The 12,173-nt window shown below is 62.8% G+C and carries 11 protein-coding genes; 3 read left to right on the top strand and 8 right to left on the bottom strand.

The annotated features are described in order from the left end of the window. Nucleotides 1–9: 9 nt before the first annotated feature. Both PG892_RS09760 and maiA read left to right on the top strand, forming a co-directional pair. Nucleotides 10–1,008 (top strand): fumarylacetoacetate hydrolase family protein, encoded by a 999-nt coding sequence (locus PG892_RS09760; protein WP_119197599.1) that lies wholly within the window; start codon nucleotides 10–12, stop codon nucleotides 1,006–1,008. A 69-nt stretch (nucleotides 1,009–1,077) separates the two neighbouring features. Next, nucleotides 1,078–1,716 (top strand): maleylacetoacetate isomerase, encoded by a 639-nt coding sequence (gene maiA, locus PG892_RS09755; RefSeq protein ID WP_010675120.1) that lies wholly within the window; start codon nucleotides 1,078–1,080, stop codon nucleotides 1,714–1,716. Nucleotides 1,717–1,788: 72 nt separating this feature from the next. Here maiA and PG892_RS09750 read toward each other — a convergent pair whose 3' ends face one another. The 5 genes from PG892_RS09750 to PG892_RS09730 all read right to left on the bottom strand — a co-directional run bounded on the left by PG892_RS09750 (nucleotide 1,789) and on the right by PG892_RS09730 (nucleotide 6,338). Continuing rightward, nucleotides 1,789–2,412, bottom strand: a complete 624-nt coding sequence (locus tag PG892_RS09750) for a glutathione S-transferase family protein (RefSeq protein WP_010675119.1) — start codon at nucleotides 2,410–2,412, stop codon at nucleotides 1,789–1,791. 128 nt (nucleotides 2,413–2,540) lie between these two features. Beyond that, nucleotides 2,541–3,041: a thioredoxin family protein gene (locus tag PG892_RS09745; protein WP_010675118.1), complete on the bottom strand. Its 501-nt coding sequence runs from the start codon at nucleotides 3,039–3,041 to the stop codon at nucleotides 2,541–2,543. 167 nt (nucleotides 3,042–3,208) lie between these two features. Further along, nucleotides 3,209–4,873 carry an asparagine synthase B gene (gene asnB / locus PG892_RS09740; RefSeq protein ID WP_010675117.1) on the bottom strand — a complete coding sequence of 555 codons (1,665 nt, stop codon included), beginning with the start codon at nucleotides 4,871–4,873 and terminating at the stop codon, nucleotides 3,209–3,211. A gap of 205 nt (nucleotides 4,874–5,078) precedes the next feature. Next, nucleotides 5,079–5,447: a cupin domain-containing protein gene (locus PG892_RS09735; RefSeq protein WP_119197600.1), complete on the bottom strand. Its 369-nt coding sequence runs from the start codon at nucleotides 5,445–5,447 to the stop codon at nucleotides 5,079–5,081. Nucleotides 5,448–5,588: 141 nt separating this feature from the next. Beyond that, a complete protein-coding gene (locus tag PG892_RS09730; protein WP_005337281.1) occupies nucleotides 5,589–6,338 on the bottom strand; it encodes an HAD-IIA family hydrolase in 750 nt (249 codons plus the stop codon). Nucleotides 6,339–6,539: 201 nt separating this feature from the next. Between PG892_RS09730 and PG892_RS09725 the strand changes: the two genes are divergently transcribed. Beyond that, the gene (locus PG892_RS09725) at nucleotides 6,540–7,559 is read left to right on the top strand and encodes an adenosine deaminase (RefSeq protein ID WP_124813362.1); all 1,020 of its coding nucleotides are present in this window, start codon (nucleotides 6,540–6,542) and stop codon (nucleotides 7,557–7,559) included. A 74-nt stretch (nucleotides 7,560–7,633) separates the two neighbouring features. Here PG892_RS09725 and PG892_RS09720 read toward each other — a convergent pair whose 3' ends face one another. The 3 genes from PG892_RS09720 to PG892_RS09710 form a co-directional block, all read right to left on the bottom strand. Continuing rightward, nucleotides 7,634–8,620 carry a zinc-binding dehydrogenase gene (locus PG892_RS09720; protein WP_043155141.1) on the bottom strand — a complete coding sequence of 329 codons (987 nt, stop codon included), beginning with the start codon at nucleotides 8,618–8,620 and terminating at the stop codon, nucleotides 7,634–7,636. A 144-nt stretch (nucleotides 8,621–8,764) separates the two neighbouring features. Beyond that, nucleotides 8,765–9,874, bottom strand: a complete 1,110-nt coding sequence (locus tag PG892_RS09715; RefSeq protein ID WP_043155144.1) for an alkene reductase — start codon at nucleotides 9,872–9,874, stop codon at nucleotides 8,765–8,767. 175 nt (nucleotides 9,875–10,049) lie between these two features. Further along, nucleotides 10,050–11,591, bottom strand: a complete 1,542-nt coding sequence (locus PG892_RS09710) for a TerC family protein (RefSeq protein ID WP_045524375.1) — start codon at nucleotides 11,589–11,591, stop codon at nucleotides 10,050–10,052. Nucleotides 11,592–12,173: the final 582 nt, after the last annotated feature.

Here is a 12,173-nt window from a genome sequence, read left to right as displayed (position 1 = left end):
GAATTCGATATGAAACTGGCAACCCTGAACAATGGCAAGCGCGACGGCGCCCTGGTGGTGGTGAGCCGCGATCTGGCGCGCGCCGTCCACGTGACGACCATTGCCCCGACCCTGCAGTCGGCCCTCGACCAGTGGGGAGAAGTGGCGCCGCAATTGGCGAAGGTTTATCAGCGACTCAACGAGTGCGCCTGCCCCGACGCCTTCCCCTTCGATGAGGAGGCGTGCCTCTCCCCGCTGCCTCGCGCCTACCAGTGGATTGACGGCAGTGCCTACGTCAATCACGTGGAGCTGGTGCGCAAGGCCCGCGGCGCCGACATGCCAGAAAGCTTCTGGCACGATCCCCTGATGTATCAGGGAGGCTCTGACAGCTTCCTGCCGCCCCGTGGCCCCATCGTGATGGGCTCCGAGGAGTGGGGCATCGATTTTGAGTCTGAAGTGGCCGTCATCACCGACGACGTGCCCATGGGCACCCGTTCGCAGGGGGCGGCGAGCCACATCAAGCTCTTGATGCTGGTCAACGACGTGAGCCTGCGCAACCTCATTCCCGGGGAGCTTGCCAAGGGCTTTGGCTTCTTCCAGTCCAAGCCCTCCAGCAGCTTCTCGCCGGTGGCTATCACCCCGGACGAGCTGGGGGATGACTGGCGCGATGGCAAGGTCCACCTGCCCCTGGTGACCCACCTCAACGGCGCCCTGTTCGGGCAACCCGACGCCGGGGTGGACATGACCTTCAACTTTGATGAGCTGATTGCCCATGCCGCCAAGACAAGGCCGCTTGGGGCGGGTTGCATCATCGGCTCGGGCACCGTCTCCAACTACGACAGAAGCCGGGGATCCTCCTGCCTTGCCGAGCGGCGGATGCTGGAAATTATCGAGTCAGGTCAAGCCACTACACCCTTTCTGCGCTTTGGTGATACAGTGTCCATCGCGATGCAGGATCGCAACGGGATGAGTCTGTTTGGCACCATTTTGCAGCGGGTCACGCAAGCAACGGCCGAGCGGGCGAGCTAGGAGAGCCCGACCCCTGGAGGGGCGGGCGACACGGCAGGTGGCAGACACCTGCCACCACAGGGACACACTATGCTGCAGTTGTTTGGATATTGGCGCTCATCGGCCAGCTTTCGCGTGCGTTTGGTACTGCAACTCAAGGGGCTCGATTATGAGCAGCACCCGGTCAACTTGCGGCAGGGTGAGCAGAAGGAGAAGGCCTACCGCCGGGTCAATCCCCAGGGACTGGTGCCGTTTCTCGTGGACGATGACGTGCATCTGGGTCAGTCGGTGGCCATCATGGAGTACCTCGACGAGACCTATCCCGCCTACCCCCTGATGCCCTCCGCGCCCATCGAACGTGCCCGGGTGCGCCAGATAGTCAACATGATCGCCTGTGACACCCACCCCCTCAACAACCTGCGCGTGCTGCACTACCTGGAGCAGGAGTTGGGGCAGAGCAAGATGGCGCGGGATGCCTGGTATCGCCACTGGATAGACGAGACCTTCACCGCGCTGGAGCAGCTTCTCATGACCACCGCCGGCATCTATTGCGTGGGCAACGAGGTCACCCTGGCGGACTGCATGCTGGTGCCCCAGGTCTACAACGCCCGCCGCTTCGACATGACCCTGGATGACTACCCCACCATTGCGCGCATCGTCGCCAACTGCGAGCAGTTGCAGGCCTTTATCAAGGCGGCCCCCGCCAATCAGCCGGATGCCCAGCCCTGAAGCTGTGCAGACCGGGCCAGCGCGTTGGCCCGGTCTGCCATCTCTTTCCTTGCCCGGGTTATCTTGCTCGCCTCAGGGCGTGCCATTGGCCCCATAGCGTCGAAACCCCGGCCGCTCTTTCAGTCGCTGGTAGTAGTCGTCCACGGCGGGTAGCGACGGGCGATCATAGGGCGTCTCCAGCCAGCGGTTGACTGACAGCCCGATGGGAATGTCTGCCAGCGAGAAGTGCGGACCGGCCACATATCCTCCGGTTGTTTGAAGCTGTCTCTCCAGGATCTCCATGCAGTGAGACCACTGCAGGCAAGCTGCGTGAAGGGCCTGATGGTCTTGATGCTGGGGGGAGCGCCTCACCAGCGACAGGAAGGCGTAGCGCCAGGCGCTGTTCAAGTCCGATGCCTGCCAGTCAATCCATTGATCGACCCGAGCCCTGGCTCTCGCCTCGGCGGGATAGAGTGCATTGGCACCATGGCGCGTCGCCAGGTAGCGGATGATGGTGTTCGACTCCCACAGCGTAAAATCCTCATCCTGAATGACGGGCACCATGGCATTGGGGTTGAGCGCCAGAAACGCCGGGGTGTCCGTGGGTTTGAAGCCGGATCCCCACTCCTCCAGCTCGAACGGGAGGGTCAGCTCGGCACAGGTCCACAGTACCTTGCGCACATTGATTGACGACGCCTTGCCCAGTATTCGCAACATCTTTTTCGTCCTTGTCCGGGGTGATGGATGGCCTGTTTGTCGCAGACATGCCACTTCCCTGTTTGCGCTTCCATCAAGGCCCTGTACTGTCACTGACCGTGCGGGGCCCTGTTTGATTGACTGGCGAGTCAGCCGTGGGTGGTCCTGGGCTGGAAATAGGCGATAAATTTGCCGAGTTTCTCCCCGTCGTAACTCTTCCCCTTCTCCAGCAGCCCGGTGTTGAAGGACTCGAGCAGCCTGCCTTTGGCATCCAGCACGTAGAAGTGGGGGACCCCCAGATACTCGGGATAGTCTTTCAGGAAGGATTCATTCTTGTTCTGCTCGCTGACGTTCACCTTGACCACCACGAAGGTGCGGTTGAGCTGGCCGGCGAGATCGGGTTCCCGGTCCAGAAAGCGGTTCATCTCCTGGCACCAACTGCACCATTCGCCCCCCACCAGCAACAGGACTTTCTTGCCCTCGGCACTGGCCTTGGCGGTAGCGGCGGCGAGATCGCGGGCCGGATCCCGCGTCTCGTCATAACCCTGGCTGTAATCGGGCAGGCTCTGACTCCAGAGGTGGTCGCCCGCGCAGGCGGCGCCATTGAAAAGGAGGGTGCCCAGTATCAGGGGCAGTAACAGTCGTTTCATGGTCTCTTCCTTGTGTCGTTATCTTTGCTTCCAGGCGCAGACAATGTGACACGAGGCGTTTCCTGCGCCAAGCCGCAAACAGGGAAGGGGAAGGCAAAAAGCGGCAATGGAATGGCAGAAAACAACAAAGCCCCTCGAGAGGGGCTTTGTATTCAGGTCAGGGGCGATCAGTAACCCTGCTGGTGGACGTCCATCACGGCGCGACCGGAGGGATCGGCCATCTCCTTGAACTTGGCATCCCATTCGAGCGCGGTCGGGGTGGAGCAGGCGACCGACTTGCCGTAGGGCACGGTGCGGGCGGCGGACTCCAGCGGGAAGTGCTCGTCGAAGATGGCGCGGTAGTAGTACGCCTCCTTGGTGAGCGGGGTGTTGACGGGGAAGCGGAAGGCGGCCGCCTCGAACATCTGATCCGTCACCTCTTCCTCGACCATGGCTTTCAGGCTGTCAATCCAGGAGTAGCCTACGCCGTCGGAGAACTGCTCCTTCTGGCGCCACGCCACTTCGTGGGGGAGCAGATCCTCGAAGGCTTCCCGCAGGATGTGCTTCTCGATCTTGCCCTTGCCGCACATCTTGTCGGCGGGATTGAGGCGCATCGCCACGTCCATGAACTCCTTGTCGAGGAAGGGCACGCGGCCTTCCACGCCCCAGGCGGCCATGGACTTGTTGGCCCGCAGGCAGTCATAGAGGTGCAGGGAGGCGAGCTTGCGCACGTTCTCTTCGTGGAACTCGCGGGCGTTGGGGGCCTTGTGGAAGTAGAGGTAGCCGCCGAACAGCTCGTCGGAGCCTTCGCCGGAGAGCACCATCTTGATCCCCATCGCCTTGATGTAGCGGGCCATCAGATACATGGGCGTGGAGGCGCGGATGGTGGTGACGTCATAGGTCTCGAGGTGATAGATGACGTCCCGCAGGGCATCCAGCCCTTCCTGCACGGTGAAGTGGATCTGGTGGTGGATGGTGCCGAGGTGATCGGCCACCTTGCGGGCGGCAGCGAGATCCGGCGACCCTTCCAGGCCGACGGCGAAGGAGTGCAGCTGGGGCCACCAGGCTTCGCTCTTGCCATCGTCTTCCACCCGGCGGGCGGCATAGAGCTTGGTGATGGCGGAGATGACGGACGAATCCAGACCACCGGAGAGCAGCACGCCGTAGGGCACGTCGCACATCAGCTGGCGCTTGACCGCCGCTTCCAGGGCCGCTTTGAGCTCGGCCTTGTCGCTGACGTTGTGCTCGACCGGCGCGTACTCCATCCAGTCCCGTTTATACCACTGTTTAAGCTCGCCATCCTTGCTCCACAGGTAGTGTCCCGGCGGGAAGGTCTCGACGCTCTTGCAGACCGGCACCAGGGCCTTCATCTCGGAGGCGACATAGAAGTTGCCGTGTTCGTCGCGGCCGGTATAGAGGGGGATGATCCCCATGTGGTCGCGACCAATCAGGTAGGCATCCTGCTCGGCGTCATAGAGGATGAAGGCGAAGATGCCGTTCAGATCGTCCAGGAACGCCGGGCCCTTCTCCTTGTAGAGGGCCAGCAGCACTTCACAGTCGGAGTGGGTCTGGAACTGGAAGTCGACCTTGAGGTTCTTCTCCAGCTCCTTGTGGTTGTAGATCTCGCCGTTGACGGCCAATACGTGCGTGCGCTCGGGATTGTAGAGAGGCTGTGCGCCGTTGCCCGGATCGACGATGGCCAGGCGCTCGTGCACCAGGATGGCCTTGTCGGAGCTGTAGACGCCGGACCAGTCAGGCCCGCGGTGACGCAGTCGCTTGGACATCTCCAGGGCCGATTTGCGCAGGGCAGTGGCGTCGGTCTTGATGTCCAGAATGCCGAAAATAGAACACATTGGCGGTAATCCTCTTGATTTTTATATGAGCCCCCCACGTTTGGGCTCGAAATTCCATTTACATTCCTCGCCAATCACAATGCCTAGCGGAAAACCCTTTTGCAAGCGGGAAAACCGCAGAAAATCATGCCGTAAGCGTCAAGTTGCGCAGGGGATGGCGGCCGTCCGGCCGCCTGAAGAGAGAGGGTCAGGGTTGACGTGCGCGTCAAGTCGCGGCGGGTTCGAAGATCACATAGAGCTTGCGACAAGGGGTGAGGGTCTCCCACTGCCCGACAAAACCGGCGGGAATGACGAACTGATCCCCCGGTTTGAGGTGCAGCCAGCCGCCCTGCTCGTCGTGGATCACCGCCTCCCCTTCCAGCATCTGGCAGTATTCGTGTTCGGTATAGTGAACGGCCCAGCAGCCCGGCTCGCAAGCCCAGAAGCCCACGTGAAACTGCTGGCTAGGGTCGGAGTAGTGGTTCCATGCCGTCTGGCTCGGCGTTCCGGTCCTGATGCGCTCGGGGGCTGGCATCATCGGGGTGGGGGAGACAGTGTGCTTGTCCAGCAGGATCCAGTCGTTCAGGCTCTTCATGGTGCGTCCTTGAGTGGCGAAGGAGCATCCTGCTCCCGTTTAGTTTGTTTAACGATATTGCGCTTACGTTAAACGAAACGGGCCCCCTTTGCCAAGGGGGCCCGTACAGGCTGAAGGCTACCGGAAGGGCGGCACCCGGGATCAGACGATGTCGATGTCCACCACGGAGTCAAAGATGTGGTTCGGTCGAAACGGCATGCGGTCGATGTCCGCCACCTTGCTCACCCCGGAGAGCACCAGCACCGTCTCGAGACCAGCCTGGAAGCCTGCCAGGATGTCGGTGCGCAGGTTGTCGCCGATGATGATGGTGTCGTCGGAGTGGGCCTCCATCCGGTTGAGGGCCGCGCGAATGATCCAGGCGCTCGGCTTGCCGACATAGAAGGGCTTCTTGCCGGTCATCCGCTCGATGGGGGCACACAGGGCGCCGCAGGCCGGGTGCATCATGGGGCCGTGGGTGTCGGGGTTGGTGGCGATGAAGCGGGCCCCCTGATCCACGAACTTGGCGCCCTGCTGCATCATGGTCCAGTTGTAGTTGCGGGTCTCCCCCACCACCACGAAGTCCGGGTCGATATCGGTGATGGTGAAGCCGGCCTTGTAGAGCTCGTGGGTCAGGGCCCCTTCGCCAATCACATAGGCCTTCTTGCCATCCTGGCGCTTGAGAAAGTCGGCGGTGCCCATGGCGGAGGTGTAGAAGCACTCCTCGGGCACCTCTATTCCGGCGGAGCGGAAGCGGTTTTGCAGATCTTTCTGGGTCTGGGCCGGGTAGTTGGTGAGGAACAGGAGCTTGCTGCCCTGCTCCAGCAGGCGGTGGACGAAGCGGTCGGCGCCGGGAATGAGATCGTTGTTGTGCAGGATGACGCCGTCAATGTCACAGATGACGTTTTTCTTCATGAATTCTCCTTGTAGGGCGCAAGAGCGGGGACAGGGCATCCCTCTGTTCGTCTCTTCAATCGGTTATGGTTTTTGTGCCGCCATTATAAGGCCCTTTGATGACAAGTCTCCTCCGGCGGGCCAGATGGGTGCACAATGAAGGCGAAGGGAGGGCGCCGCCCCGGTGGTGTCCGCACGGAGTCTGACGATGGAGCCGTCATCATGGAGCACTTTATTACCGGCTTGCCCAAGCTGGAACTGCACCTGCATATCGAGGGGACCCTCGAACCCGAGCTGATGTTCGCCCTCGGTCAGCGCAACGGGGTGGCGCTGCCCTGGCCCGATGTCGACAGCCTGCGCGCCGCCTATGAGTTCGACGGCCTGCAATCCTTCCTCGATCTCTACTACCTCGGTGCCAGCGTGCTCATCCACGAACAGGATTTCTTCGACCTCACCTGGGCCTATCTCGAGCGCTGCGTTGCCGATCACGTGGTGCACGTGGAGATCTTTTTCGACCCCCAGACCCACACCGCCCGCGGCGTGCCCTTTGCCACCGTGCTGGGGGGCATCGAGCGGGCGTTGCAGGCTGGCGAAGCAGCCTTTGGCATCAGCTGGCGGCTTATCATGAGCTTCCTGCGCCACCTGAGTGAAGAGGCGGCATTCGCCACCCTGGCAGAGGCCACGCCGTACCTGGCGCGCCTGCACGGGGTCGGCCTCGATTCGGGGGAGCAGGGCAACCCGCCCAGCAAGTTCGCCCGGGTCTTCGCTCGCTGCCGCGAGCTGGGGCTGCCGGTGGTGGCCCACGCGGGGGAGGAGGGACCTGCGGACTACATCTGGCAGGCGATCCGGGAGCTCGGAGTGCAACGCATCGATCACGGGGTGCGCTGCGTCGAGGATCCCGCGCTGCTGAGCTATCTTGCCGACACCCGGCTGCCCCTCACCGTCTGCCCCCTCTCCAACGTGCGGCTCAGGGTGTTTGACCAGATGGCCCATCACAATGTGCTGAGGCTGCTGGAGCAGGGGCTCTGCGTCACCGTGAACTCCGACGATCCCGCCTATTTCGGGGGATACCTGGGGGCCAACTTTCAGGCCCTGGCCGACGGGCTTGGCGCCAGCCAGGAGCAGCTGTGCCGCCTCAGTCTCAATGCCGTGGAGGCGAGCTGGCTGAGCCTCGCGGACAAGGTGCGTCTGACCCGGGACATTCGCCTCCATGCCGCCCTGCACGGGGTGAGCCTGCACTGAGCAGGCCGCCTTGCACACCTTGAATGGAGGAGGCCCGCCATGGCGGGCCTCTTTGTGCCATCGTTGGGCGGGTATCAACCCACTCTCACCAGATACTTTTCCCCTTGTCCCTCCTGCTTGACGCGAGTGAGAAGGGAGGGCAGGGCGTCGAAGTCGCCCACCACCAGCGGCGGCAGGGTCAGCTCGCCGCTCGTCATCTGCGCCATCATGGCGACACCGGCCGCCACCAGACGGCTCCACTGTTTGTCCGAGCCAAAGGCGTGCTGGGCGCCGAGGGCAATCTCGTGCAATGAGTGGCAATGGCTAAAGGCGGGCAGCGGGTTGCGCGCGATGCGCCCGAGCACCGTCACCATGTGGCCGTAATAGCCAAGGGCAGGCAGCAAGGCTTCTGCCTGCTGGCTGGAGACCAGATCGATGATCCCCTCGAAGGGTTCACCGCCGTTGGCGGCCTGCAACTGGGCCAGCCAGTCGGGATCCCGATAGTCCGCCACCCCCTGCACGCCTAGCTGTTTGAGCCACTGGTGGTGGCGCGGGCTGGCGCTGGCAAAGACGCGGGCCCCCTTCTGGAGGGCAAGTTGCACCGCGAAGCGGCCGACACTGCTGCCAGCCCCCGTGATGAGCAGGGCCTCCCCGTGCAGGTGCGGCAGCTTGGCCAGCGCCTGCCAGGCGGTGAGGCCGGGGCAGGGGAGCGCGGCGGCCGCCTCGTCGCTCAGGGCATCGGGCACCGGCATCAGGGCGCGAGCCGGCACCAGGGTGTGGCGGGCAAAGCTGCCGCCGTGGTGCAGGTCGGTGTGATAGGCGACCCGGGTGCCGGGGCGCAGGTGGGTGACGTTGGCCCCCAGTGTCACCAGGGTGCCCATGCCATCGACGCCAGGCACATGGCCTGGCTGCCAGTGGGGATGACCCTGTTCGATGAGTTTCCAGTCCACCGGATTGAAGGCGATGATCCGGTTGGCGACGAGGACCTCGTCGGGCCCGGGGGTGGGGAGCGCTTGCCGGGTGAGGGTGAGCTGGTCCGGTTCGCCGGGGGCGTGCCAGCACCAGGCCTGGGTATGGGTCATGGTGACTCCTTGGATGAGAGGGGTGGGTGCCTTGATTGAATTACATGGCGTAACAATGCCTTGAATTACTGTTGCACTGGCAAGACAACAAGGCGAGCCCCCTGTTGGAGGGCCCGCCCTGGAAGAGGTTCGGCGCCAGCCGCCTTATGCCCGCTCTGCCCCATAGACGGGGTAGTCCGTCAGCCCTTTCTCGCCGCCGCCAAACAGGGTGGCGGGATCATGGGGGGCGAACGGATGGCCGTGGCGCAGGCGGTTCGGCAAGTCGGGGTTGGCCACGAAGGGGCGACCGAAGCCAATCATGTCGGCCCAGCCCGCCTCGATGGCGGCGCGGGCGCGTTCCCCATCGTACTTGCCGGCGTAGATGAGGGTGTTGGGGAAGGCGTCGCGCAGCCTCTGCTTGAAGCTCTCCGCCATCAGGGGGGCGTCGTCCCAGTCCGCTTCGGCGACGTGCAGATAGACCACGCCGAGCTGGCCCAGCAGGCGCGCGGCGGCCAGATAGGTCTCCTGGGGGTTGGCATCCACGGTGCCGTTGAGGGTGGTGAGCGGCGCAAGGCGTACCCCGACCCGGTCGGGACCGATCTCGTCACAGACCGCCTCGGTCACCTCTTTGAGGAAACGCAGCCGGTTTTCGAGCGAACCGCCATAGCCGTCGGTGCGGGTATTGGACTCGGAGTCGAGGAACTGGTTGATGAGGTAGCCGTTGGCGGCGTGCAACTCGATGCCGTCAAAGCCCGCCTCCATGGCGTTGCGGGCGGCCTGGCGAAACTGCCCCACCACGGCGTCGATGTCGGCCTGGGTCATGGCGCGCGGGGTGACGGTCTCCACAAACCCCGGGGCATCGCTGCCGTTGTCGACGAACACCTTCACTCCCTTGGCCTGGATGGCGGAGGAGGAGAGGGGCTGGGCGCCGCCGATGTTGTCAGGATGGGTGACCCGGCCCACGTGCCAGAGCTGGGCGAACATGATGCCCCCCTCGGCGTGGACCGCGTCTGTTACCTGCTTCCAGCCTGCCACCTGCTCGGCGCTGTGGATGCCCGGCGTCCAGGCGTAGCCCTTGCCCAGGGGGTCTATCTGGGTGCCTTCGCTGATGATGAGGCCGGCCCCGGCACGCTGGGCGTAGTAGGTCGCCATCATGGCGTTGGCCACGTCCCCGGGCTGGCTGGCGCGGGAGCGGGTCATGGGGGGCATGACGATGCGGTTGGCAAGGTGCAGCTGGCCGAGGCGAAGGGGGCAGAACAGGGGATCGTGGTGCATGATGGATTCCTCAATCTTTGGGAGTGAGGTGACTCTAGAGGGGATTGTTATTGTGAAAAAGAGGGGGTATTGCAGAAGAGAATTGCCGTTATCGCAACAATGGCCCGGGAGGGGCCTGGCTCGCGCCAGAAAAAAGAGGGCCAAAGGCCCTCTTTTGCTGCATTGCCACCGATGATCAGGGGGAGAGTGGGGTGACCCGTACTCGCTCGATGCGCCGCTCGCTCACGGCCATGACCTCGAAGCGGAACTGGCCGAGGTGCAACTGCTGACCGACGTCTGGCAGGCTGCCGAAGTGGGAGAGCAGCATGCCCGCCAGGGTCACGTACTCGTCGCTCTCGCTCACCAGCCCGTCGCAGTTCAGTGCCTGCTCCACCTGATGGATGTTGGTGGTGCCGTGGATGAGCCAATGCTCGCCCTCGCGCACCACATCGGGGGTCTCGTCCTCGTCCGGCAGCTCGCCGACGATGGCCTCCAGCAGATCGTGGTTGGTGACCAGCCCCTGGATGACGCCAAACTCGTCCGCCACCAGAATGAGGCTGCCCCTGGCCTGGCGCAGCTCCGCCAGCAGCCGGATCACGTTGATGGTCTGGGGCACGATGACGGGCTCGTTCTGTCTGGCTAGTGCTGCCAGGGATTGCCCCTCGTTGAGGGCAAACAGCAGATCCCGAGCCTTGACCACCCCGATGATCTCGTCCAGCTCCCCGTCACAGACCGGGAACAGGCTGTGGGGGGCCCGTTGCAGCAGGGCGCGGATCTCGTCCTCGCTGTCGCTCACGTCGATCCACTCCATCTCGGAGCGCGGGGTCATGATGGTGCGAATGGAACGCTCGGCCAGCGACAGCACGCCGCTCACCATGTAACGCTCCTCTTCACCGAAACCAGGGGGCAGGGGCTGAGCCTGCACCTCTTCTTCGTCCTCCTGCGGGTGGGCTGAGCGTTTGTTCCCCCCCATCAGCTTGAAGATGGCGGCGGTGGTGCGCTCGCGCAGGGGCTGGCGCGCCTCATGGCGCAGGGCACTGCGCTGGGCGAGCTGGTTGAAGAACTCGATGAGCACCGAGAAGCCGATGGCCGCGTAGAGGTAGCCCTTCGGAATGTGGAAGCCGAAGCCCTCCGCCACCAGGCTGAAGCCGATCATCAAGAGGAAGCTCAGGCAGAGCACCACCACAGTGGGGTGGGCGTTGACGAAGCGGGTCAGGGGCTTGGAGGCGAGCACCATCACTACCATGGCGATGGTTACGGCCGCCATCATGACGCCGAGGTGATCCACCATGCCGACGGCGGTGATGATGGAGTCCAGGGAGAAGACCGCATCCAGCACCAGGATCTGGGCGATCACCACCCCGAACCCGGCATAGACGCCGGTGCCGCCTTGTTCCTCGGGCTTGGCCTCGAGTCGCTCATGCAGCTCGGAGGTGGCCTTGAACAACAGGAACAGGCCGCCTCCCATCAGGATGAGATCCCGACCGGAGAAGGGGTGATCCCAGATGTGCAGCAGAGGAGCCGTGAGGGTGACCAGCCATGACATGATGGTGAGCAGTCCCAGGCGCATCAGCAGGGCCAGGGAGAGACCGATGATGCGCGCCTTGTCCCGCTGGGCGGGGGGCAGTTTTTTCACCAGGATGGCGATGAAGACCAGGTTGTCTATCCCGAGAACGATTTCCAGGATGATCAGGGTAAGCAGACCGACCCAGATTGACGGGTCCAGCAAGAATTCCATGTGATTGACCTCAATGAAGACAGATGCAGTGAATCGTGGTCACGGCGTGGCCGTGGTGACGGAGACGATCGCTTCAGAGGCGTTGGTTGAGCAGGTACAGATAGGCTTTGATGGGAAAAGACGAAGGGCTACTTCGGGGATTGTCCATGATGGGCAATAAAACCTCGGGTCAAAAGTGAGCCCTGATGATAACGACTCGCCGCCATTTGGCAAGGGGGCTGTCAGGGGGACGCGACGAGGGGATTGCCGACGGGGGAGGCAAGGGAAAGGGGCATTGATGCGCAGCCAAGTTTGACTGGAGATAAAAGAGCGACACATTGACACGATCACAAATATAGGTGCTGAACAAGGAAAATAAACGATCTGATACCAACAACCGGATTCATCAGGCTCATATATATCCATTATTTGTACAGATCTAGGGAAGGTGCGAACAAGTCCCTGATATGAGATCATGTTTGTCATCTGGAGCCATGAAAAAGGGTTCATCATGAGTCATCAGCTCACCTTCGCCGACAGTGAATTCAGCAGTAAGCGCCGTCAGACCAGAAAAGAGATTTTCTTGTCCCGCATGGAGCAGAT

This window comes from Aeromonas sp. QDB68 (genome assembly GCF_027707405.1).
Lineage (GTDB): Bacteria > Pseudomonadota > Gammaproteobacteria > Enterobacterales > Aeromonadaceae > Aeromonas > Aeromonas caviae.
This window is presented reverse-complemented; position numbering and strand designations above follow the sequence as displayed.